At 44.4% G+C, this 23,183-nt stretch carries 20 protein-coding genes; 12 read left to right on the top strand and 8 right to left on the bottom strand.

Translation table 11 applies throughout. The features are described 5' to 3' along the window. Window positions 1-75 precede the first annotated feature (75 nt). The 7 genes from ACSSTM_RS09810 to ACSSTM_RS09780 are packed head-to-tail and all read left to right on the top strand — an operon-like array spanning window position 76 to window position 6,710. Window positions 76-1,401 (top strand): LLM class flavin-dependent oxidoreductase, encoded by a 1,326-nt coding sequence (locus tag ACSSTM_RS09810; protein WP_437404153.1) that lies wholly within the window; start codon window positions 76-78, stop codon window positions 1,399-1,401. Window positions 1,402-1,418: 17 nt separating this feature from the next. Beyond that, window positions 1,419-1,922 (top strand): GNAT family N-acetyltransferase, encoded by a 504-nt coding sequence (locus ACSSTM_RS09805; protein WP_095285964.1) that lies wholly within the window; start codon window positions 1,419-1,421, stop codon window positions 1,920-1,922. A gap of 22 nt (window positions 1,923-1,944) precedes the next feature. Further along, window positions 1,945-2,736: an amino acid ABC transporter substrate-binding protein gene (locus ACSSTM_RS09800; RefSeq protein ID WP_034664099.1), complete on the top strand. Its 792-nt coding sequence runs from the start codon at window positions 1,945-1,947 to the stop codon at window positions 2,734-2,736. Window positions 2,737-2,760: 24 nt separating this feature from the next. Further along, a complete protein-coding gene (locus ACSSTM_RS09795; RefSeq protein WP_060595532.1) occupies window positions 2,761-3,435 on the top strand; it encodes an amino acid ABC transporter permease in 675 nt (224 codons plus the stop codon). Window positions 3,436-3,447: 12 nt separating this feature from the next. Next, complete coding sequence (locus ACSSTM_RS09790) at window positions 3,448-4,194, top strand: amino acid ABC transporter ATP-binding protein (RefSeq protein ID WP_060595533.1); 747 nt, start codon at window positions 3,448-3,450, stop codon at window positions 4,192-4,194. Between the two features lie 33 nt (window positions 4,195-4,227). Beyond that, window positions 4,228-5,385: an amidohydrolase gene (locus ACSSTM_RS09785; RefSeq protein ID WP_106038518.1), complete on the top strand. Its 1,158-nt coding sequence runs from the start codon at window positions 4,228-4,230 to the stop codon at window positions 5,383-5,385. Beyond that, window positions 5,376-6,710, top strand: a complete 1,335-nt coding sequence (locus ACSSTM_RS09780; RefSeq protein WP_187704333.1) for an MmgE/PrpD family protein — start codon at window positions 5,376-5,378, stop codon at window positions 6,708-6,710. Before ACSSTM_RS09785 ends, ACSSTM_RS09780 begins: the two co-directional genes overlap by 10 nt. 55 nt (window positions 6,711-6,765) lie before the next feature. Here ACSSTM_RS09780 and ACSSTM_RS09775 read toward each other — a convergent pair whose 3' ends face one another. The 4 genes from ACSSTM_RS09775 to ACSSTM_RS09760 form a co-directional block, all read right to left on the bottom strand. Then, window positions 6,766-7,611 carry a GAF domain-containing protein gene (locus tag ACSSTM_RS09775; RefSeq protein WP_034664090.1) on the bottom strand — a complete coding sequence of 282 codons (846 nt, stop codon included), beginning with the start codon at window positions 7,609-7,611 and terminating at the stop codon, window positions 6,766-6,768. A 164-nt stretch (window positions 7,612-7,775) separates the two neighbouring features. Continuing rightward, window positions 7,776-9,152: an aspartate kinase gene (locus ACSSTM_RS09770; protein ID WP_034664088.1), complete on the bottom strand. Its 1,377-nt coding sequence runs from the start codon at window positions 9,150-9,152 to the stop codon at window positions 7,776-7,778. A 173-nt stretch (window positions 9,153-9,325) separates the two neighbouring features. After that, the gene (locus ACSSTM_RS09765; RefSeq protein ID WP_034664086.1) at window positions 9,326-10,759 is read right to left on the bottom strand and encodes an MDR family MFS transporter; all 1,434 of its coding nucleotides are present in this window, start codon (window positions 10,757-10,759) and stop codon (window positions 9,326-9,328) included. Window positions 10,760-10,775: 16 nt separating this feature from the next. After that, on the bottom strand, window positions 10,776-11,642 hold the full coding sequence (locus tag ACSSTM_RS09760; RefSeq protein WP_066031326.1) for a TetR/AcrR family transcriptional regulator: 867 nt from the start codon (window positions 11,640-11,642) through the stop codon (window positions 10,776-10,778). Between the two features lie 478 nt (window positions 11,643-12,120). Here ACSSTM_RS09760 and ACSSTM_RS09755 point away from each other — a divergent pair, with 478 nt between their 5' ends. Then, a complete protein-coding gene (locus ACSSTM_RS09755) occupies window positions 12,121-12,432 on the top strand; it encodes an ArsR/SmtB family transcription factor (RefSeq protein WP_034664461.1) in 312 nt (103 codons plus the stop codon). Window positions 12,433-12,462: 30 nt separating this feature from the next. Here ACSSTM_RS09755 and ACSSTM_RS09750 read toward each other — a convergent pair whose 3' ends face one another. Further along, a complete protein-coding gene (locus ACSSTM_RS09750) occupies window positions 12,463-13,887 on the bottom strand; it encodes a PLP-dependent aminotransferase family protein (RefSeq protein WP_095285966.1) in 1,425 nt (474 codons plus the stop codon). Window positions 13,888-13,995: 108 nt separating this feature from the next. On the opposite strand from ACSSTM_RS09750, the gene gabT reads away from it, so the two are divergent. The 3 genes from gabT to ACSSTM_RS09735 are packed head-to-tail and all read left to right on the top strand — an operon-like array spanning window position 13,996 to window position 18,091. Further along, window positions 13,996-15,312 (top strand): 4-aminobutyrate--2-oxoglutarate transaminase, encoded by a 1,317-nt coding sequence (gene gabT / locus ACSSTM_RS09745; RefSeq protein WP_106038522.1) that lies wholly within the window; start codon window positions 13,996-13,998, stop codon window positions 15,310-15,312. 21 nt (window positions 15,313-15,333) lie between these two features. Then, window positions 15,334-16,722 (top strand): APC family permease, encoded by a 1,389-nt coding sequence (locus ACSSTM_RS09740; RefSeq protein WP_034664075.1) that lies wholly within the window; start codon window positions 15,334-15,336, stop codon window positions 16,720-16,722. Next, a complete protein-coding gene (locus ACSSTM_RS09735) occupies window positions 16,697-18,091 on the top strand; it encodes an NAD-dependent succinate-semialdehyde dehydrogenase (RefSeq protein ID WP_106037096.1) in 1,395 nt (464 codons plus the stop codon). Before ACSSTM_RS09740 ends, ACSSTM_RS09735 begins: the two co-directional genes overlap by 26 nt. Before the next feature lie 44 nt (window positions 18,092-18,135). Here the strand turns inward: ACSSTM_RS09735 and ACSSTM_RS09730 are convergent, their stop codons facing one another. The 3 genes from ACSSTM_RS09730 to ACSSTM_RS09720 form a co-directional block, all read right to left on the bottom strand. After that, complete coding sequence (locus tag ACSSTM_RS09730; protein WP_034664068.1) at window positions 18,136-18,732, bottom strand: NAD(P)H-dependent oxidoreductase; 597 nt, start codon at window positions 18,730-18,732, stop codon at window positions 18,136-18,138. A gap of 157 nt (window positions 18,733-18,889) precedes the next feature. Further along, window positions 18,890-19,504, bottom strand: a complete 615-nt coding sequence (locus tag ACSSTM_RS09725; protein ID WP_034664065.1) for a YcnI family copper-binding membrane protein — start codon at window positions 19,502-19,504, stop codon at window positions 18,890-18,892. Window positions 19,505-19,520: 16 nt separating this feature from the next. Further along, entirely contained in the window at window positions 19,521-21,155 is a 1,635-nt protein-coding gene (locus tag ACSSTM_RS09720; protein ID WP_106038524.1) for a copper resistance CopC/CopD family protein, read from the bottom strand. Between the two features lie 506 nt (window positions 21,156-21,661). Between ACSSTM_RS09720 and ACSSTM_RS09715 the strand changes: the two genes are divergently transcribed. Further along, entirely contained in the window at window positions 21,662-23,104 is a 1,443-nt protein-coding gene (locus ACSSTM_RS09715) for a PTS mannitol transporter subunit IICB (protein WP_034664061.1), read from the top strand. Window positions 23,105-23,183 lie beyond the last annotated feature (79 nt).

Genomic DNA, 23,183 nt, shown 5'->3' with positions numbered 1-23,183 from the left:
TTAATTCAATCAGAAAAATGTATCTTCTGAGGACTTCAGTTTGATACAACAGGATATAGAAAGGATGAAGAACAAGTGTCACAGCCGAAAAGGAAGCTCAAGCTAGGCGTATTCATCGCAGGAACTGGACATCATGTTGCCTCTTGGAGACATCCGAACGCCGTATCAGATGCAGCCATGAACCTGGATTATTTTAAACAATTAGCGAAAAAAGCAGAGGAAGGAAAGCTAGATTTACTCTTTTTAGCCGACAGCTTATCCATTAATCAAACCTCTCATCCGAATGTATTGACGAGATTTGAACCGCTCACCCTGCTTTCGTCCATTGCTGAGTCTACTACATCAATTGGTTTAGCAGCAACAGCATCCACTACATACAGTGAGCCTTTCCATATTGCAAGACAGTTTGCCTCCCTTGATCATTTATCAGGCGGAAGAGCGGCATGGAATGTGGTCACATCTTCTATTGAAGAAACAGCGAAAAATTTTAGCGGAGAAGAGCATTTAGCACACCATAAACGATACGAACGAGCAGAAGAGTTCGTCGAGGTCGTCAAAGGTCTGTGGGATTCTTGGGAGGAAGACGCCCTTGTCAGAAACAAGGAAACGGGAGAATTCTTTGAATCTAGTAAGCTTCATGAGCTCCAGCATAAAGGTGAGTTCTTCTCAGTACGGGGTCCTCTCAACGTATCACGCACGCCTCAAGGGCAGCCAGTGATCATTCAAGCAGGATCATCCGAGGATGGTCAAAAGCTTGCAGCGAAAACAGCTGAACTCATTTTCACTGCACAAAACGATCTCGAAAAAGCGAAGGAATTTTATCAAAGCTTGAAGGAGAAAGTAGTGGCTGCTGGCCGTGCTAGAGAGGACGTCAGCATCATGCCGGGTATCTTCCCGATCATTGCTGATACAGAGGAAGAAGCCAAAGCAAAATATGAAGAATTACAGGAGCTGATTGTTCCTGAGATTGGGCTGAGCATTCTGCAAAACTACTTAGGTGGGATTGATCTGTCTCAGTATCCTTTAGACGGACCGCTTCCAGAGATTGATCCAAGCACGTCAAATGCGGTGAAAAGCCGCTTTGATCTTGTGATGAATATGGCGAGAAAGGATAACCTGACCATTCGCCAGCTCTATCAATCGGTTGCCGGCTCTCGTGGTCATAATATTTTCATTGGCACACCAGAGCAGCTAGCAGATGTGATGGAAACATGGATCAATGAAGAAGCAGCAGACGGCTTTAACGTCATGCCGCCGCTCTTGCCAGAAGGGCTGGATGTGTTCGTAGACCGCGTCGTCCCAATCCTTCAGGAAAGAGGTCTATTCAAAACAGAATATACAGGACAAACCTTACGAGAAAATCTAGGATTAACACAGCCAAAAAATCGCTACACGACATAAGGGTGAGGTGACTAACGTTGGGATACACATTTCGTCTGGCAACAGAGGCAGATATAGAGGCGCTGCTTGAACTGACAACAAGAGCCTATGAGCCAATTCGTGAGCTCGGCATCCAGTTCCAAGCAGCACATGCTGATTTCGCTCTCGTGCAGAAAAATGTACAAAAGAATCTTTGCTATGTGATGGAAGAAAACGGAGAACTTCTCTCCACCTTGTCGCTCCGTATGCCTTGGGGAGAGCAGCCAGGACCGTTCGGCGTCCCTCACATTTGGTGGTTTGCTTCAGAGCCTTCCGCCAAAAAAGGGACAGGCTCTGTCTTGCTGGAATGGGTGGAAACTGAAGTGCTAAGGGATACCCTGAAGGTGCCATACGTATCTCTAGGTACAGCTGATAAGCATCCGTGGCTCATGGACATGTATGAGCGCAAAGGCTACGTCAGAGCAGGAGAAAAGGATTTAGGCAAGGGTCACATCACGGTTTATTTTAAAAAACAACTAAGGTCAGATATGACACAATTATAAGAAGAAAGAAGGGTTTACGAACATGAAAAACAAAAAGTGGCTAGTCGTTCTATTTGCAGCAATGATGGCAGTTTTAGCAGCTTGCGGCGGCAACAATCAGAGTGAAGGCAAAGAAAAAGTGTTAAAAGTAGGCGCCACAGGACAAAGCTATCCGTTTGCTTATAAAGACAATGGCAAGCTTGTTGGCTTCGATGTCGAAGTAACTGAAGCCATCGCAAAAAAACTCGGCTACAAACTAGACTGGCAGTTGAGTGAATTCAGCGGACTGATGGGACAGCTGACATCTGGTAAGCTGGATACAGTGTCAAACCAAGTCGCAGTCACAAATGAGCGTAAACAAACGTTTAACTTTACAGATACGTACGCTTACGCAGGAACACAAATCATCGTGAAAAAGGACAACAACGACATCAAAGGTCTTGATGATTTAAAAGGAAAAACAGTGGCGGCGGTTCTTGGCTCTAACCACGCCAAAAACCTAGAGAGCAAAGACCCGGACAAAAAAATCAATATTAAAACATATGAAACGCAAGACGGTGTATTAAATGAAGTGGCAAATGGCCGCGTAGATGCTTATGTCAACGGACGCAGTGTATTACTTGCTCAAATTGAAAAAACAGGTCTGCCGCTCAAAATCGTTGGCAACCCAATTGTGTATGAAGAAGTAGGCTACCCATTTGCCAAAGATAAAAAGCATGACAAGCTAAGAGAAGAATTTAACAAAGCGATCAAAGAATTAAGAGAAGACGGGACACTGAAGAAATTGTCTGAGAAGTATTTCAAAGACGATGTCACAGTGCCAATTAAAAAATAACGACAGCGGCGGTGAAGAGCAGACATGAACAAAATTGATTGGCAGTATATGGTGACGGTTTTTCCGACATTGATTCAATACTTGCCGATAACGATCTTCATGGCGATTGTCTCCATGGTATTTGCCATTATCATTGGTGTGGTATTCGCTCTCATTACGAAAAACCGGATACCTGTTTTATACCAATTTGCCAAGCTGTATATTTCTTTTTTCAGAGCGGTTCCAACCTTGGTTCAGCTCTTTCTCATTTATTTTGGTCTTCCGCAGCTATTCCCTGCGATGACCTCAATGGATGCCCTAACAGCGGTCATTATCGGATTAAGTATTAAAAACTCAGCATACTTAGCAGAAATTTTCAGAGCGGCCCTCAATTCTGTAGATGAAGGGCAGCTAGAGGCATGTCTATCTGTCGGCATGACAAGATGGCAGTCTTACGTCAGAATTATTTTCCCGCAGGCAGTCAGAAATGCGATTCCAGCGACGGGGAATACCTTTATCGGTCTTTTAAAAGAAACATCTCTTGCCTTTACCATTGGGGTGGCAGAAATGTTTGCACAAGGAAAGATGATTGCGTCCGCGAACTATAAATACTTTGAAACCTATTTAGCCGTAGGGATTGTGTATTGGGTGATGACCATCATTTATAGCTTCCTTCAAGACCTATTTGAACGAAAAATCAGCAAACCTTACCGGAATTAAGGAGGTGTGGACATGATCAAGCTCACCAATTTGAAGAAATCATTCGGCGATCTTGTTGTCTTAGACGGAATCAATCTCGACGTGCAAAAAGGGCAGGTTGTGGCCATTATCGGACCTTCTGGCTCCGGTAAATCCACCTTGCTGCGCTGCTTAAATTTATTAGAAATACCAGATGAAGGCATGATTGAAATTGGCGATGCGAAGCTCGATGCGTCCAAGTATACACGTAAAGAAGCCCATCATCTGCGTCAACAAACGGCCATGGTGTTTCAAAACTATAATCTATTTAAAAACAAGACAGCACTGCAAAACATCACAGAATCACTGCTTGTGACGAAAAAAATGACGAAGCAGCAGGCAAATGAGATTGGGATGAAGCTGCTGAAGCAGGTAGGATTAGAGCAAAAGGCTGACAGCTATCCAGTCACGTTATCTGGCGGACAGCAGCAGCGAATTGGAATTGCCCGTGCGTTAGCGGTTGATCCACATGCCATTTTACTCGATGAACCAACGTCAGCGCTTGATCCAGAGCTTGTCTCAGGTGTACTTCAAGTTATTAAATCCATTGCGATTCAAGAAACAACGATGATCATCGTCACACATGAAATGGCGTTTGCAAGAGAAGTGGCAGACCATGTGATTTTCATGGCGGATGGTCATATTATTGAACAGGGCACACCAACTGAGTTATTTGATGAAACGAAGAATGAACGGACAAAACGATTTATCCAAAAAGAAGCAGCGGCTGAAGAAGCATAAGCTGCTTTTTACTCTTTAGAGGGGTGAGTATCAGTGAAATCAATAGGAAATGAAGCTTTAAACAAACGTTTAATTAACATTCGCCGAGCGCTTCATGAACATCCAGAGCTGGCATTTGAAGAATATGAAACGACAAAAAAACTGCGCAGCTGGTTAGAAGAGGAAGGGATCACCGTACTCGATTTTCCAGCTCTTCAAACAGGAATCGTCTGTGAAATCAAAGGAGAACAAGAGGGACCAACGATTGCCCTGAGAGCTGATATTGATGCACTTCCGATTGAAGAAGCATCAGGCGAACCATTTTCCTCAAAGGTACCTGGGAAAATGCATGCATGCGGTCATGATTTCCATACAGCTTCTATCTTTGGAGCGGCTCTTTTATTGAAAGAGCGGAAACACGAGATCAAAGGAACGGTCCGCATTTTGTTCCAGCCGGCTGAGGAAGTCGCGCAAGGAGCGAAACACGTCATAGAGGCAGGCGTATTAGATGGAGTGGATGCGATTTTTGGTATGCACAACAAACCTGATCTGCCAGTAGGCACCATTGGTATTAGAGAAAAAGCATTAATGGCAAGTGTTGACCGATTTGAAATCGATATTAAAGGAACAGGTGGCCATGCAGGTATTCCGAATCACACGGTGGACCCGATTGCCATCAGCGGGCAGATCACAAGTGCTCTTCAGCAAATCGTCAGCCGCCGCATCAGCTCATTGCATCATGCAGTAGTCAGTATCACACGCATTCAAGGCGGTACTTCATGGAATGTGATTCCTGATCGTGTTGAGATGGAAGGAACCGTTCGGACGTTTGAGCCTGAAGTGAGAGCGATGATTCCAGATCTCATGAAACAAATCGTGAGTGGGATTGCCGAAGGATTTGGGGCAAAAGGCGAAGTGAAATGGCATCCGTATTTGCCTTCTGTGTTGAATGACGAGCGTTTGACAAAGGTGGTAGAAGAAACGGCTGGTTCGCTTCACTTAAATGTAGCGCAGGCAGAGCAGTCACCGGGCGGAGAAGATTTTGCCCTTTATCAAGAACACATTCCAGGCTTTTTCGTATGGATGGGGACAAGCGGTACCGAGGAATGGCATCACCCTGCCTTTACATTAAATGAAGAAGCACTCCCTGTTGCCGCTGCCTTCTTTTCCGAGCTTGCTGTTCAGGCATTGGAGTCACGATCATGGAACTAACAAAAAAATTGGCAGAGGCTGTGCTTGTAGCTGATCCACTTCAAGATCAGCGGGCGGTAGAAATGGCTCGAAATGGTCTGTTAGATGCTGCGGCGGCGGCGCTTGCTGCGAAAGAGGATGAAGGAATTCAAAAGCTCATGGCACTTGTGGAACAAGAAGGCGGAGCCGCTCAAATTCCTGTCATTGGACAAGGGAAGAAGGTCAGCCGTCAAGCCGCAGCCATGCTGAACGGCTACTTGATCCACGCCCTTGATTATGATGATGTGCACTCAGATGTGAGAGGACATCCCAGTGCGGTGATCATCCCAGCATTGCTTTCACAGCTGACAGACAGCAAAGGGTATGGTGATCGATTTTTAGCAGCCTACATTACAGGCGTTGAAGTGATGGCAAGGCTTGGCGAATCCATCGGCAAGGCGCATTATGAGCGGGGCTGGCATAATACCGGAACCCTCGGAGCCATTGCAGCAGTATGTGCCATTGGGTATTTAAAACAAGTCTCGCAGGAAGAGCTGGCGAAGGCAATCGGCTTTGCCGGAGCGCAATCAGCCGGAATGAGAAAGCAGTTCGGCTCTGATATGAAACCATTACAAGCCGGCTTAGCGGCTAAAACAGCCGTCTGGTCTATGGACTTAGCTTGTTCAGGTTTTGGCGGGAATGAATCGGTTCTTGATGGTACGCTTGGTTTCTTTTCTCTCTATGGAGATCAGGAGCTGGCGGAAAATCGTTTACTAGAGGAGTATGGTATAGCGTGGCGTATTGTCTCGCCGGGGCTGTGGTTCAAAGTATACCCGTTCTGCTCAGCAGCGCATCATGCAGCAGATGCGATTCTATCCTTAATGGAAGAGCATACTTTCTTATCGGATCAGGTGAAACAAGCAGAGGTCATATTCCCGCCTGGCGGAGATGCAGCGCTTATTGAGCGGACACCTTTGACGGGCGAAGAAGGACGATTCAGTGTCGAATACGTCATCGCACTTGCCGTATTTGGACAGACGCTTACGCTGGATGCCTTTACGAAAAAAACCATTCCATCAGACATGCGCACATGGATGAAGCGGGTGAGCAGAGAATATGATCAAACGAAAGAACCCCATCCAGACGCTGTCCCAAAAGGTCGCTTTACGATTGTGAAGCTTACCTTATCTGATGGCACCACCTTTAGCAAACGAGTCGATCTTCCGCGGGGAGCACCAGGCCATGCACTATCGAAAGAAGACATCATGCAAAAATTAAACAGTGTCACAGACGCATCACATGCACAGCAGATTTTACAAGTTATTGAAGACGGAAACGATTCTTCTTATTTGCAGCTGCTGGCATGATTTAAAAAGAAGAAAAGGGCTAAAATTTATTTAGCCCTTTTTTGTGTATCATTTCTTATTCCATTTTAGTAAACGTCAAGCCAATATGAGCAAGTGCCTGCGGCAAGTCTTTCCGGATGGTGATGTCTTTAAATGAAATATTCGACTGAATCGCACTTAGAGCAAGATCTTGTTTAATTCCTGTTAAAACAGCCGAAATTCCTAAAAGTTTCAGCGTTTGTGCATAGCTGACCAAATATTGAATGCTCTGTTCATTCAGGCGTTTTGTTCCCGATACATCAATGACCAAATGAGAGAGCGACAGTCTGTAGCTTTCCTGTAAAATGGTTTCTAAAATATGCTGAGCACGTGTCTCTTCGATATCACCTAGGAGAGGAAGCACGGCGACACCGTCAACAACAGGGACGATCGGTACAGATAATTGCTGAATCTGCCGGTTGGCACGGTCGAGTTCGAGGACGTAGCTTAATAAAGAAGCCATCGTTTCAAACATATGCACGTGTTCTTCTGTGAATTGCTGCGGCCTTAGATCAAGCCCGCAAATCGTTCCGTAGTTCGTACCATCTGTAAAATCAATCGGTACTCCAATGAATGATCCGCCTTGAAGACGTTTCGTGACTTCTAAGTATTTAGAACGATCATCCAATGATATATCAGGGATCACAAGCGTATCCTGATGATCGACCGCCAGCTTGCAAAATGTCTTCTCGTAAGGAATTTCTTCTCCTTCTTCAAGAAGCTGCTCGTCATGATTTAGCACCTTGACAATCTGATTGGTGGTTTGATCGTTTTTAGCAATAAACAGTGTATTCACATCAGTGAATTGACTCATCATGTTTAAAATACTCGTAGAAGCATCATGAAAATTGCGAAACTGTTTTAATAGTTGTTGACGAGGCATTGTTTTAGGACTCCTTGTAGCTCCGATCATAGACCGGAACAATAGTTGATTTGTCTCTATCATACAAAATGAAACGAGAAATAGATATATTTTAATGCGCAAATTCATGTGAATCGGGCGAGAACAAAAAAGACTGCCGATCCTGAGATCTGGCAGTCTGCTGGTTAAAGGGAGACAGGGACGGTAGACATAGAGAAAAATTCCTCATACAACGCTTGCACGGCTTCTTTTTCTTGAGCCGCTTTGACGCCAAACATCATGCTGACCTCTGAAGAGCCTTGATTGATCATTTCAATATTGACCTTCGCTTTTGACAGCGCCTCTGCCGCTCTTGCTGTGGTTCCAACATTGTGACGCATCGCTTCTCCTACAACCATAATGAGTGAGAGATTCGGCTCTAAAACGACCTCATCTGCATCAAGCACGAGCTTCAAGCGGTCGAGCAGCTCTTGTTCAATATGCTGCTCCTCCAGCTGATCCTGTCTTAAAATAATGTTCATATCATCAATGCCAGAAGGGACATGTTCATACGTAAGCCCATATTCCTCTAGTGTTTGCAGCACCTTGCGTCCAAAACCGACTTCTCGGTTCATCAAATACTTGCTAATATAAATGCTGCAAAATCCGCTGTCTGAGGCGATTCCGACAACGGGTCCATTTGTATGATCTCGCTGGTTCACGATTTTTGTGCCTTTTGCCGAGGGATTATTGGTGTTTTTAATTTGCACAGGAATGCCTGCACGGAAGGCTGGAATGAGTGCTTCATCATGGAACACAGAAAAACCAGCATAGGACAGCTCGCGCATTTCCCGGTACGTCAGCTCTGTAATCTCCTTCGGCTCATGAACGATCGTTGGATTAACAGCGTAAACAGCATCCACATCTGTAAAGTTTTCATACACTTCTGCCTTCAAACCGTTTGCTAAAATGGAACCGGTAATATCGGAGCCGCTGCGAGAAAAGGTGACAATATCTCCCGATAGGCTAAAGCCAAAAAAGCCAGGGAATATGATGATGCCAGAGCGCCCTCTTAATTTGTACAAATGATCATATGACTCCGGAAGGACTTGCGCTTGGCCAGGCTCATCGCTCACAAATAAACCAGCTTCCTTTGGATTCACATAGTGAGCTTCGACACCTTGATGGCGGAAATAGGCGGCAATGAGCTTTGCGTTATTGTCTTCACCGCTTGCTTTGATGGCATCAAGATATCGCTCTGGACGAGACGAATCAGCCTGTAAGAGGGCGTCTAGATCTTGCCTGATGGTGTCAATCACGTCATGACTTAATCCGAGTTCATCCGCAATGGAGGCATACCGTTCGATGACGGCTTCCTGTAAATCGTGTGCTTCGCCTAAACGTAAATATTGCTCACCGCAGCTAATTAATAGATCGGTGACCTTCGTATCCGTTGAATGCCGTTTTCCTGGTGCGGAAACAACGACTGCTTTTCGAGCTGGATCTGCTGTTACAATGTCAAATACCTTTTGCAGCTGCTTGCCAGATGCAAGTGAACTGCCACCAAATTTAACGACCTTCAATGCATACATCTCCTATAGTAAAAATTTTCTCACAAATTGAATAGTTCCTATTATCAACTCTTTTCTTTAAATTATCAAGGTTTTTCTTCGCTGTAAATACAAATGTCCTTTTGGAGAGGACGATATAGCGTGAGTATATGAAAAAAGAGCCGGCAATATGCCGAGCTCTTTTCTTATGAAGAAGATGAGGAGGAAGATAGCTCCTGCTTCATCACTTTATTCTCGCGTTTTTCCTTTAAGAAAAAAGAGAGGACGAGTCCAAGGACCGCAATCAAACCAGACACGATAAATGATGTGTTCATGCCGTGAACGGCTGATTTTAATGGGCTGGCTAATTCTGCATTTGCAGCAGAACTGCTCATGATGGAGACAAGCACAGCCGTCCCAATGGAGCCGCCCATTTGTCTCATCGTGTTATTCATCGCTGTCCCATGCGGGATCAAATGAGGCGGTAAAGAGTTAATACCTGCGGTTGTCAGCGGCATCATGATCATCCCAACCCCGATTAAGCGAAGCGTGTAGGCGACCGTAATGAGGGCGATGGATGAATCAAGGGTGAGCAGCATAAATGGCAGGGTAGTAACAGTAAGTATCGTAAACCCGCCTAATGCCAGCCCTTTTCCACCGACTTTATCAAAAATCCGTCCAATAATTGGTGAGAGGAGCCCCATAAAGAGAGCACCAGGCAATAAGATCAGTCCTGTATCAAGAGCAGACAATCCTCTGACATTTTGCGTATAGAGCGGCAGAATCGTCTCTGTCCCAATCAATAAAGCAAAGACAAGCATCCCAAGGAAGGTCGTTAAGCTAAAGATCGCAAACTTAAAGACACCAAATTCAAGCATCGGTCTTGTCAAATTCGACTGGCGCAGAATAAAGAAGAACAAGCTCACAGCGCCGACAATCAGCGATATGAGGACAGTGGCACTCGTCCAGCCATATGTTCCGACACTAGAAAATCCGTAAAGTAGCCCACCGAAACCGAAGGACGACAAGATGACTGATAAAACATCAATACGTGTCTCTCTTTGCTGCGTTACATTTTTCATTAAGAAGAAAGCAAGAATGAGATCAATGATACCGATTGGCAGAACAATATAGAACAAGAACTTCCAGCTGAAGGAATCAACAATCCAGCCGCCAAGTGTCGGCCCAAGCGCTGGTGCGAACGAAATGACAAGACCGACCATGCCCATCGCCTGCCCGCGCTTTTCTTTCGGGAAAATGGTTAAAAAGATCGTTTGCATCAGCGGCATTAAAATCCCTGCGCCGGCTGCCTGCACAATACGCGCTGCAAGTAATACAGGGAAATTCGTTGCAAATGAAGCAAGAATTGTACCGGCTGTAAAGATGCTAAGCGCCGTTAAAACTAAAGAACGGCTTGAAAATTTCTCGATTAAGAAAGCCGTGATCGGGATGAGAATCCCGTTTGTCAGCATAAAGGCTGTGGTGAGCCACTGTCCCTTGCTGACATCAATATTGAATTCCTCCATGATATGTGGGATCGCTGGAATGAGCAGCGTTTGGTTTAAAATCGCGACGAATGCCCCAACGAGGAAAATCCCCACAATCACAGATCGATTATACGATGTTGTTGATTGGTTCATGTTATCCCTTCTTTATCTATAGAATGATGCTTTTCAGCTGTGACACGTTTTGTGATAAAACGCTGTTTTTACCTAAATAATCGAGCAATGAGCTGATTAAAAAGGTTCTCGGTTGGTCCTTTGATAATTCTTGGCTCAGCAGCTCAAACGCAGAGAGGAGATCGTCCTTTTCTTCTCCGTTTGGCAGTGCGTGAAGCTCTTGTTTGATCTTCGTTAAGGACGAGATGACAAGCTTTTCTTCATCATATTCGTCCTGTGAAGAAAGCAAATAAGAGTCCATCAGCTGATCTGTTAACACAGGCTCAATGGAACAAGGCTTTTTCGACACACGGTCCATCACGCCGATAATCATTTCGGCGGCATTTTCTAATTGGATGTTCTTGTGCTCAATCGCCAGCATTAAGATGAATTCTCTCATTAATCCGTTGAGGACGATCACAAGATCCCAGACATAAGGCGCAACAGATTCACCATATGTGCTTAAAATAATGTCTCTGTGCCGCTGCATGATAATGGAGCGTGTCTCACGTAAATGCTTAATGACAATGGGCGAATGCTGCGAAAAAGCTTCAAAGGACAGCATATTCAAAAATTTATGATTCTCTTTAAACTCTTCAAGCTCAAGCTTAATCTTCTTTGTGAATTTTTCCTTCTTGGACAGCGTCGTTTCTGAATGAATGATCTGAGAAATCTCTCTCATTTTGCACTGATTGTATTTAATCAGTTCTAATAGAAGAGCTTCCTTTGAATCAAACAGTTTATAAATGGACGCTTTTGATATTTTACAGGCATCGGCAATTGACTGCATGGAGACACTCATATAGCCTTTTTGAGAAAATAATTTCTTTGAAACCCGCAAAATCTCTTCTTGCTTTTCGTTCATCTTCATAAGTCCTTTCCGAATCGGTAAAACCATATGGTCACAATGGAAACCGAGTGGTCACTTTTGCAATGATAACAAAACCAATGACCCATGACAAGAAAAGAAACTTAAAAAATACCTATCTATATGACAGGTATTTTATCCTTCCGCATGTGCGGCATATATGATGATCTGTCCGTTAAGTTCGACGATCAAAAGGTCTTTTCGCTGCTTTACAGAGTAAATTGCTGTCCCTTTTTTCAACTGGGAAGCTGTGCCGTGATCAAAATGTTCGGCAGCTGTTTTCTGAATGATACCTACTTGCTGATCTTTAGTGACGGTTAGTTGATGGGTCCAATCTACATTTGCTTGATAGACAGTTCCTTCCCTTCAAGACAGCTTTTATATAGTCATAGTCGTTCCCGAAGGATGTATCGTTACTTTGTATGAGGCGAGTCATGAGATTGTATGTTGGCACAAAATACGATACATTTATCGTATGAATAATCCAATCCATCCAACTCAAGAAGACATAAGACTGATTTCTGTGCTGCACGCATTGGCTGATCCAATCCGGTTAGAAATTGTCCGCTGCTTAGCAGAAGCGGGCGAGAGGACATGCGGTACGTATGAGATGAATATTGCCAAATCTACGCTTTCTCATCACTTCAAAGTGCTGAGGGAGGCAGGCGTCGTGAAAGTGAGAATTGACGGTAAACACCGCTACTATTCTTTAAGAAAAGAAGACATCGAGACCGCTTTTCCTGGACTCGTGTCATCCATTTTAGCCGTAGATAAAGAGCGGTGGTAAGCCAGCTGTCTAGTAAAGCAGCTGGCTGTTTTATTTCCCATAAATCGACTCATACAGTCTTTTCACCGCCGGCTCAATATCCTCTGGCCGCATATGAGAGAAGCCGAGGACGAGTGGAACAAAGCCTTCCTGATGCCCCGGCAATTGCTCATCAAGGGTAAAACGGTCCATCCCGTACATTTTCAGCTTTCTTTCTTTGGCACGCTGTAAAATCTCATGCTGCGTGCGGTTTGAGCGGAACTCTGCGATAAAATGAAGTCCAGCATTTTCCCCAATAATCCGTACATTGTCAGTAAAAACCGTGTCGAGCTCTTCAATGAGCTGCTTCCGCTTTTCCTCATATAAACCATTCATCCTCTTAATATGCCGCTGATACGCCCCATCTTTTATAAAATGAAGAAGGGTGTATTGTGTAAAAAGGTTGGCTGTTTGAATGAAGAAGTGCTGTTCTTTCTTATAGCGTCTCAATAAATGCTGCGGGAGCACCATGTAGCTTAGTCTTAAGCCTGGCAGCAATGACTTTGAAAAGGTCCCCATATAAATGACTTTGTCATATCGATCCAAACTTTGCAGCGCTGGAATGCTGTCTGTACCATACTTGAATTCACTGTCATAATCATCCTCAATGATATAACGGCCGGGATGATCGGCTGCCCAGTTTAAGAGCTGAATCCGCCGGGAAATCGGCATAATTACCCCTGTTGGGAATTGATGTGAAGGGGTAATGATTAAGACATTCGGCTGTTTTTTGTGAATGTCACTCATCCGCACCCCTTTTTGATCAATGCCAATCGTTTCAATTCGGTGATGATTGTTTTTCAGCATTTGATAGAGCCGGCGATAGCCAGGGTTTTCTAATCCGTATACTTGATCGGCTGGAAGAATGCTTGATAAAGAATGGATAAGTGACTGCGTGCCTGCGCTTAAAATGAGCTGTTCTGGGTAGCATTTGACCCCTCGCGCAAGCCCGATCAACCGGGCAATCGTTTCCCGAAGCTCGTACACACCTTGTGGATGCGGAAGCTCACCAAACGCTTCTTGATGGAGGCTGATCGCCTTTTGTTCACTTTTCAGCCAGCTTTTAAATGGAAAATTGGCTGTATCAACAGAGATATGTGAAAAGGAATACCAGTCGTCCCGTGCAATCGGCTCCTCCTTTAAATCTGCTGGAAGGGACGAGGGTTTCAGCTGACCTGACTCATGAAACGTTTCTAATGACTCCACAAAAAAACCTTTGCGTTCGACCGAATATAAATATCCCTCAGCAAGCAGCTGCTGATACGCGCCATTCACTGAATTCACGCTGACGTTTAATGTATCTGCTAACTCTCGTTTAGAGGGTAATTGATCGTGCGGCTGAAGGTTTCGATTTAAAATTTCACCTTTAATTTTCGTATAAATTTGATGATAAATAAATCCGTTTGCCCCTGTTTGATCTAGTTGAATTGTCAGCATCTCGTCATTCCATCCTCTCTGATACCATGAAAAAAATGATATTGGTACTTTCTATCATACCAAAAAATATTCAGAATAATAAAAAAGACATAAAGGGGATGGATGACAATGAGTCAAACGACAACAAACCGTTTTTCAACAGAAGAATGGCAGGGGAAAAGAGACCAATACGTCGCAAGAGGCGTGAGTAATGGCAACCGTCATCTTGCAGCGAAGGGGAAGGGAGCCGAGCTGTTCGATATCGATGGGAAACGTTTTATCGATTTTGCAGGCGCTATCGGTACATTAAATGTAGGCCATTCACATCCAAAGGTTGTGGAAGCCGTCAAAGCACAGGCAGACAGTCTGATTCACCCAGGATTCAACGTCATGATGTACGAATCGTATATTGAATTGGCAGAGAAGCTATGCCGCCTCACACCAGGCGATCATGACAAGAAAGCCATTTTTCTCAATTCAGGTGCAGAAGCTGTTGAAAATGCGGTGAAAATTGCACGTAAATATACGAAAAGACAGGCCGTTGTGTCGTTTACAAGAGGCTTTCACGGCAGAACGAATATGACGATGAGCATGACGAGCAAGGTCAAGCCATATAAATTTGGGTTCGGACCATTTGCGTCAGAGGTGTATCAAGCGCCGTACCCTTATTACTATCAAAAGCCAGAAGGATTAAGCGATGCAGCCTACGATGAGTACATCATTGATCAATTCAATCAATTCTTCGTCGCAGCCGTTGCACCAGAAACCGTTGCTTGTGTGGTCATGGAGCCAGTCCAAGGGGAGGGCGGTTTTATTGTACCATCGAAGCGTTTTGTACAGCACGTTGCTTCATTCTGTCAGCAGCACGGGATTGTCTTTGTGGCAGATGAGATCCAAACAGGCTTTGCGAGAACAGGGAAATATTTTGCCATTGAGCACTTTGATGTAGTGCCGGACTTAATCACGGTGTCAAAATCTCTTGCCGCTGGATTGCCGCTAAGCGGTGTAGTAGGCAGAAAGGAAATACTTGATGCGGCAGATCCAGGTGAGCTCGGGGGGACATATGCAGGAAGTCCATTAGGCTGTGTGGCAGCACTAGCGGTTCTTGATATTATTGAAACGGAACAATTGAATCAACGATCTGAGCACATCGGACAAGTCATTGAGGACAAAGCAAATGATTGGAGAACAACGTATCCATTCATTGGAGAAGTCCGCCGATTAGGGGCAATGGCGGCGATTGAAATTGTGGAAGATCAAAAAACGCGTACACCAGATAAGAAAACAGCCGCAGCGATTGCAGCATATGCAAATGAGCACGGGCTGCTCTTATTAACGGCAGGGATTAATGGGAATATTATTCGCTTCTTAACACCACTTGTCATCACAGATGAGCTGCTGAATGAAGGACTAGGGATCATCGAGGACGCCTTCAAAGCACGCTAAACAACAAAGGGGGATGGTTGTATGCAAAAACAACAAATGGCAAAAACCATGTCGCAGTCTGACGTACTGTTTTTATCCATTGGTGCAATGCTTGGATGGGGCTGGGTTGTACTTTCGGGAGATTGGATTTTAACAGCAGGATTTTTAGGCAGTGTCATCGCCTTTGTCATCGGCGGTATTCTCGTCATCTTTATTGGACTCACGTATGCTGAGCTTTCGTCTGCAATTCCAGAGACGGGAGGAGGGCTCGTCTTTGTCCAGCGGGCATTTGGGATGAAATCAGCGTTCGTCTCAGCATGGGGCGTATTGTTTGGTTATGTGTCCGTCATTACGTTTGAAGCTGTTGCCTTGCCGACAGTTATTGATTATGTCATTCCAACACAGCATGTTGGCTTCCTATGGAATATAGGGGGATGGGACGTTTATTTCACATGGGTGTTGATTGGATCTGGTGGTGCATTGTTTTTAACAGCACTGAATTACATTGGGGCAAAGCCTGCGGCCATTTTTCAGTCTGTGTTCACTGTAGCGATTATTTTGACAGGCTTTCTCCTTTTAGGTGGCGCGACATTTAATGGAGATTTTGCAAACCTTGAGCCAATGTTTCAAGGCGGGGTTGGCGGTCTTATGGCCGTGTTAGTCATGATTCCTTTTTTATTCGTTGGATTTGATGTGATTCCGCAAGTAGCAGCAGAGATTAATGCGCCAAAGAAAATCATTGGGAGAATATTAATTATCTCCATCGTGAGTGCGGTCGTATTTTATCTGCTTATTGTCTTTGGGGTAGCTGCGGGGCTGTCAAAAGGACAGCTTGAAGCCTCTTCATTGGCGACAGCAGATGCGATGGTGCAGCTGCTCGGTCATCAGGCGTTTGGAACAGTGCTTGTCATTGGCGGTGTAGCAGGGATTGTGACGAGCTGGAATGCTTTTATCATCGGTGCAAGCCGTATTCTATATGCGATGGCGGAAAGAGGCATGATTTCCAAATGGTTTGCGTATATTCATCCAAAGTATAAAACGCCGACAAATGCCATTTTATTTCTTGGTGCTTTGGCTTTTTTTGCTCCATTACTAGGGCGTCCTGCCCTCGTGTGGATTGTCAATGCGGGCGGTGTCGGAATTATCGTTGGGTACTTAATAGTGTCCATTGCCTTTATGAGACTTCGAAAAGCAGAACCAGAGCTTGAGCGTCCATACCGCATTAAGTATTGGCGGACGACAGGCGTTTTAGCTATCGGGCTGAGTCTCCTTTTTCTTTCATTTTATTTTCCAGGAATGCCGGCCTCCTTATCATGGCCAGCTGAATGGATATTGCTTTTAGGTTGGGCACTCATTGGGTATATACTATATGTAATGAATCCAAGAACGAAGGAGACGGTAGAGCATGACAAACGAACTCAAAGTGTATAATCCTGCAACAGGAGAAGAAATTGCTTCAGTTGCTCAGCATACAAAAGAACAGATCGAAGACGCCATTACCCGCTCACACAAAGCATTCAAAGCATGGGCAAAAATGTCTGCGCATGAACGTGCCAATATCATTCGCAAGTGGTTTGACCTCATGATTGAACATAAAGAAAGGCTCGCAAAAATCATTACCGAAGAAAACGGGAAGCCGTATCAAGAAGCATTAGGCGAAATCGTCTATGCAGCTGGATACATTGAATGGTACGCAGAGGAAGCCAAACGGATATACGGCAGAACCATTCCGTCACATACGACGAACAAACGCCTTTTTGTCACAAAGCAGCCAGTTGGTCCTGTTGCGGCCATTACACCGTGGAATTTCCCAGCAGCCATGATCACGAGAAAGGCTGCACCAGCACTTGCAGCGGGCTGTACGTTTATTGTGAAACCTGCTGAAGACACGCCGATGACGGCTATTGAACTTGTAAAATTAGGCCACGAAGCTGGAATTCCAGAGGATGCACTGCAATGGGTGGTTGGAGATGGAAAAGAAGTCGGTGAAATATTCACAGATAGTCCATTGATTCGCAAAATCACGTTCACAGGCTCAACGCCAGTCGGAAAGCATCTGATCAAAAACAGTGCGAGTACAGTCAAGCACGTATCAATGGAGCTTGGCGGTCATGCTCCGCTCATCGTAGACAAAGATGCCAATCTTGAACTAGCTGTCAAACAAGCAGTGGCATCTAAGTTCCGTAATGCAGGACAAACCTGTGTCTGTGCCAACCGCTTAATTGTACATGAAGACATTCATGAAGCATTTGCTCAAGGCTTCAGCAAAGAAGTAGAAAAGCTGAAAGTGGGAAATGGCTTTGAAGAAGGCACATCCATCGGCCCAATTATCAATAAGCGCGGCTTTGATAAAATTGTCGGCCAAATTCAAGATGCAGTCGATAAAGGAGCGAAAATTCTTGTCGGCGGAGATACGCATTTCGATGATGAAAAGTCGTATTATTTTGTCCAGCCAACGGTTCTCACACATGTAGACCCTTCAATGAACATTATGCATGAAGAAACCTTTGGGCCAGTGGCGCCGATTACGACGTTCAAAACGCTAGATGAAGCGATTGAATTAGCGAACGATACACCTTTTGGTCTTGCAGCTTATTTCTTTACAGAGAATTATCGAAACGGACTTTACATGTCAGAGAATCTTGATTACGGGATAATCGGCTGGAATGATGGCGGTCCATCGGCTGTTCAAGCACCATTCGGAGGAATGAAAGAAAGCGGAATTGGCCGTGAAGGCGGCATCGAAGGCATCGAACCCTATTTAGAAACCAAATATGTATCCATTGGTTTAGACGAATAGACGTGAAAAAGACTGCCTGAGGAATCTTGGCAGTCTTTTTTATGTTAAACAGCCGGCGGAAAAAGCTGCTCCACCGTTTCTTTTGTTTCTTTTAGAATTTCGTGGATGTAATCTGCTGGTGCCTGCTCCATGCTGCTGAACAAAAGTCGTTCAACAGGCTCAACACCAATAAAATTGAAGACTTCTGTATCTGTTGTCATGCGATGGGAGGCGGAAACGATCCGCTTAGAGTCAAGAAAGGTCCTTGGAGCATCATGCGTGTTGATAATGACACCTTTTTTGTGCCGAAGCAGGTTTTCAATAGCCCCATGCTCATTGATTTGATAAGCGAAGCCCTCAGAAAAAACGCGTTCTACATAGCCCTTTAGCATAGCGGGTAAGCCTGTCCACCAAATGGGAAAAATAAACGTTAGGACATCTGCTTGCTGAATCAGCTTCTGCTCTGTTTGAATGGCAATTGGGACATCACCCCGTTTGATCGCAGCCTTTTCCAACATGCTTAGCTCTGGCGAAAAACCAAGAGCATAGACATCACGAACAGTCACTTCATGACCATTGTTCAAAAGAGTGCTGACAACAAGATCTAATAAGGTTTGATTTAAGCTTTGCTGGGGATGAGCAAATATAATTAAATGGTTCATCTCATAGCCTCCTAGGTGGTCATGTGTCTCATTATGGCACGCGCCACCATCCTATTCAATCCTATATTGGTAATAATAGGTTGGAAAAATGATCTCGTGTTCAAGGTGGAAAGAAACAAAGCGATCGTTTCCGTGAAAACGATCGCTTACGAATCAATTATTTCTTTCTAAAAGCAAGCCCAAGCGCAATCAGTGCTACGACTAGAGCAGCAATGGACAACCCTAGCACAAGTGGTGAGGAAGAGTTGGAGGCTGTTTCAGATGCCTTTTCTTCTTTTGGTTTTTCTTGTCCATGTGAATCCGTTACCGTATTAGATGCCACAATGTTTGTGATCGAATGCGGCTTATCAGCATCTTTATCGCCTGTCCATTCAACGACCGTTCCATCCTTATAATATTGATATGCATCCCATGCAGCTTCACCTGCTTTTTCAGGGTTTTTCGCTACAAAAACGAATTGCTGGAACTGTCCGGCAAGCACGCCTTTACCCGTTGCTTCCCAAGTCACTCTTGTCACCTTGCCATCTTTTTCTTCAGTTGACGTTTTCCATCCAGGGACTGGCTCATATTGCTGGAATTCTACGCCTTTAGGTATTGTCACGACAACCTTAGTCGTTGGACTGTCACTCTCAGAAGGAACTTTTAACGTATAGGTTTCCCACGCATTTGTCGCAGACGTATCAGGCTTGACTGTGACATGAGCACTCACAGGAATCGCCAATAAAAATGAAGCGAGAAGCATTGGTAATAAAGCTTTAACGTATTTTTTCATATGGTATGAACTCCTTTTAGTTTCTTCTAATAAATGTGGTATCGATATTTTCAAAAGAACCAGTTAACGCATGGATTTCAATTTTCCAAGTGCCTTTTTCATTTAACAAGAGATTTTCAGCAGAGAAATGACCATTTTTTAATCGTTTCAGCTGAAATTCACTCGGTTTCTCTTCACCGAATAAGGCGACTTTATGGATCTTGGCTGTCACAGATTGAATATCAGTAATCGTTTGTCCATCCTTCTTCGTAAATGCGACCTCGAATGTGTTTTTTCCCGGGGCATTCGGGGTAATGCTCATGGACACAATGTCACGATGCTCGACCTGGTTTGCGCCAAAGAATGGCTCAGGTGCAGGCGGAGGAGGGCTCGGAATATTGGTGAACACAGCCGTTAATAACAAAATGGCGATTCCGATAATCCACTCAGCTCGTAACGAAACGTTTTGTTTCTGTTTCTTTTCCCATCTCAGCATCAAGTAATGGACAAGTCCTAGAAGGCCCATCAAGATAAATAAACCAAGCTTGATTAAAAAGGTTCGTCCATACGCTGATTCGAAAAGAGCATCAAACGATTGCAAAATGAAGATGGCATTCACAAATCCTGAAAACACAATGAGTCCAACAGAGAGCATCGCCCAAGGGTGAAACGCTGTTAACGTACTCCGTATGAGCGGCTGATCTTCATTTGGCAGCTTCTTCAGCAATAAAAGCACAATGGCTGTTAAACCACCGACCCAGATCGATGCAGAAACGAGATGGATGAAATCAAGGGACGTTGTCAGTATTTTATTATCTGTTGCTGCTGGATGTCCGATTTGTGCTTTCAGCCAGAGAAGCACTGCGAATAGGAGCAGTGGAAACAACCATACCCGAAAAGAAGTAAAAACCCCTTTTTTCATCGCGACTATGCTCCAAATGGTCAGAAGAACAAATGACACCATGAGCATCATCCACAAACTGCCGCCAGAAGTCGACGCAATGGTTTCTTGTAAGAGCGATGGTTGAAATGCCCCCAAAAAGGACACGTCTGCCGCTGATTTTGTTTGAATTGGCAGCTGGAACACGAGTGCTCCGCCCATCATGATCAGTGACAAAGTCAAAAGCCTCTTCATTCGTTTCGCTAATACAGGTGAAATGGATGTTTTAAACCAAAACAGTCCAAACAAAATGGTCCCGAGAAATAAGCTAAACGATGTATAAAGTAAGGCTTTATCAATGGTCGAGGCAACATCGATGGATTCATTCGTTTGACCTTGATCTAATTGGTCAAAGCCGCCATCCGCTTTGCCAATACTAAACGGGATCATGCCAGAGACAGAGTGTCCGTCTGCTGAAACCGCATTCCACTGAATGGTATATATTCCTTTTGGTAAATCCTTTTTTAAAGCAGCTTCCATGATTTTTTGATCTTTAATGACCGTATCTCCCTTATCCACACGATCACCTTTTGCATTGAGCACCTTAATGGCATGAAATCCGCTTTCGATTCCTTCACTAAATGTGATAGAGACCGAAGGAGGCTGCTTCTCCAACTCTTCATTTGCCTCTGGATTCGAGCTGACGACGTATGCATGAGCAAATGCTTCCTTTGGAATGAAAAAAGCCAACGTGACGATAAGGAGCAGAAGCCACTTACTATGTTTCAACAAGTGAATAACCGCCTTTCTACCTATGAAAATGTCTCATGTATCAGAAAGAAAGCGGCAGTAAACTGTGAGTCACAGAAAAAACCGCTCCTCCTATTGTGCCGCTCACTCTAAAAGGTAAACGAAACAAACAGCAAGATGGTTCACTTTTTCTGTGTCATGTCTGCGCAGACATTTCTTGATTGAATAGGTTTGATCATGTATAAGCCTATTCGATTTAAGAAGAGGAAACAAGAAGAGACTATTTGAAAGTTGTGAAATTCCAATGAATTTTGCATCAAAACCACGGCACGTCAACCTTTTTACTCCATTTGTCCTATGCTCTGACAGAGAATTCACATCATATTTCAATTTTGTCACACACTAAGTGACAAAGTGACATTTAGTTTCAATTGAAGGGAAAGTGAAAGCGTTTTACGATAAGGTTAAGGGCTTCACTGACACTTGTTATTATATCTTTTGACCTATAAAGCCCTGAATAAAGGGAGAGAAGAAAGGAGTTTTCATAGATGCAGGAAAAAAGCGGATTCCGCGTAAAAGTACAGCGCTTTGGAAGCTATTTAAGCGGCATGATTATGCCGAATATTGGAGCATTTATCGCTTGGGGACTCATTACGGCATTGTTCATTCCGAGTGGCTATTTGCCAAATGAACAATTAGCTTCACTTGTTGGTCCAATGATCAACTACTTACTGCCGCTCTTAATCGGTTACACAGGCGGTAAGCTCGTATACGACCATCGAGGCGGGGTACTCGGTGCAACCGCGACGATTGGGGTCATTGTCGGTTCGGACATTCCAATGTTTTTAGGTGCCATGATCATGGGACCACTTGGCGGTTACTTGATTAAGAAAATTGATCAGCTGTTCAAAGATCGAATCAAATCGGGCTTTGAGATGCTTGTGAATAACTTTACGGCAGGGATTCTAGGTGCCATTCTTGTCGCGATTGCCTTCTACGCCATCGGCCCAGTGGTACTTGGTCTAAATAAAGCCCTTGCAGCTGGTGTAGATATCATTGTGAATGCACATTTGCTTCCGCTGGCAAGTATTTTCATTGAACCAGCGAAAGTCTTGTTCTTAAACAATGCGATTAATCAAGGAATTTTAGGTCCTTTAGGGGTGGAGCAAGCGGCAAAGACAGGGCAGTCCGTTCTGTTCTTGCTTGAAACAAACCCAGGACCAGGGTTAGGTGTTCTACTTGCGTACATGTTCTTTGGTAGAGGAAATGCGAAACAGTCTGCACCGGGTGCGATTGTCATTCAATTCTTAGGAGGAATTCATGAGATTTACTTCCCGTACATCTTAATGAAACCAAAGCTCATTTTGGCGGTGATTGCAGGGGGAGCAAGCGGCGTTCTGACCTTTACCCTGTTAAATGCAGGCTTAAAGGCTGTGCCGTCACCAGGAAGTATTATCGCCCTCATGCTGATGTCACCAAAAGGCGGACACCTTGCCGTTCTTGCAGGTGTTGTCGTGGCAGCCGTCGTATCATTCCTTGTCGCTTCTGTGATTTTGAAGGCTTCAAAAGCTGTTGATGAGGATCTAACAGCAGCAACAGAAAAGATGCAGGACATGAAAGGGAAGAAAAGCGCAGCAGCTGCTGCTCTCACAGCTCAAAAAGAAGATGCTGAAGCAAATGAGCAAGCAGCATCTCCAAGTGATGTCAATCCAGATGACGTGAACAAAATCATCTTTGCCTGCGATGCAGGAATGGGCTCAAGTGCGATGGGCGCATCCATCTTAAAGAATAAAGTCAAAAAGGCAGAGCTTGATATTGATGTGACAAACACATCCATCAGCAACATCCCAGATGACGCCGATGTGGTCTTTACTCATAAAGATTTAACAGACAGAGCCAAGGCGAAACTGCCGGGCGCTGTGCATATCTCAGTTGATAATTTCTTAAACAGCCCGAAATACGATGAGCTGATTGAGAAATTGAAAAAATAACATGACGAAACGGGTTGAGTTCAATTTTTCTTTATTGAACTCCCCGTTTTGGTTGTTTTTCTGATTTTCCATTCTAAAA

It is taken from the genome of Bacillus sp. RK1064 (genome assembly GCF_051488405.1).
GTDB lineage: Bacteria > Bacillota > Bacilli > Bacillales > Bacillaceae > Bacillus.
The sequence above is the reverse complement of the archived record's forward strand: the minus strand, read 5'-3'. Positions and strand labels throughout refer to the sequence as shown.

Coding starts and splice junctions, on each gene's coding strand:
- ACSSTM_RS09800 (WP_034664099.1), top strand. CDS start 1,945: ATGAAAAACAAAAAGTGGCTAGTCGTTCTATTTGCAGCAATGATGGCA.
- ACSSTM_RS09795 (WP_060595532.1), top strand. CDS start 2,761: ATGAACAAAATTGATTGGCAGTATATGGTGACGGTTTTTCCGACATTG.
- ACSSTM_RS09790 (WP_060595533.1), top strand. CDS start 3,448: ATGATCAAGCTCACCAATTTGAAGAAATCATTCGGCGATCTTGTTGTC.
- ACSSTM_RS09780 (WP_187704333.1), top strand. CDS start 5,376: ATGGAACTAACAAAAAAATTGGCAGAGGCTGTGCTTGTAGCTGATCCA.
- ACSSTM_RS09775 (WP_034664090.1), bottom strand. CDS start 7,611: ATGCCTCGTCAACAACTATTAAAACAGTTTCGCAATTTTCATGATGCT.
- ACSSTM_RS09765 (WP_034664086.1), bottom strand. CDS start 10,759: ATGAACCAATCAACAACATCGTATAATCGATCTGTGATTGTGGGGATT.
- ACSSTM_RS09760 (WP_066031326.1), bottom strand. CDS start 11,642: ATGAACGAAAAGCAAGAAGAGATTTTGCGGGTTTCAAAGAAATTATTT.
- ACSSTM_RS09755 (WP_034664461.1), top strand. CDS start 12,121: ATGAATAATCCAATCCATCCAACTCAAGAAGACATAAGACTGATTTCT.
- ACSSTM_RS09750 (WP_095285966.1), bottom strand. CDS start 13,887: ATGCTGACAATTCAACTAGATCAAACAGGGGCAAACGGATTTATTTAT.
- gabT (WP_106038522.1), top strand. CDS start 13,996: ATGAGTCAAACGACAACAAACCGTTTTTCAACAGAAGAATGGCAGGGG.
- ACSSTM_RS09740 (WP_034664075.1), top strand. CDS start 15,334: ATGCAAAAACAACAAATGGCAAAAACCATGTCGCAGTCTGACGTACTG.
- ACSSTM_RS09735 (WP_106037096.1), top strand. CDS start 16,697: ATGACAAACGAACTCAAAGTGTATAATCCTGCAACAGGAGAAGAAATT.
- ACSSTM_RS09730 (WP_034664068.1), bottom strand. CDS start 18,732: ATGAACCATTTAATTATATTTGCTCATCCCCAGCAAAGCTTAAATCAA.
- ACSSTM_RS09725 (WP_034664065.1), bottom strand. CDS start 19,504: ATGAAAAAATACGTTAAAGCTTTATTACCAATGCTTCTCGCTTCATTT.
- ACSSTM_RS09715 (WP_034664061.1), top strand. CDS start 21,662: ATGCAGGAAAAAAGCGGATTCCGCGTAAAAGTACAGCGCTTTGGAAGC.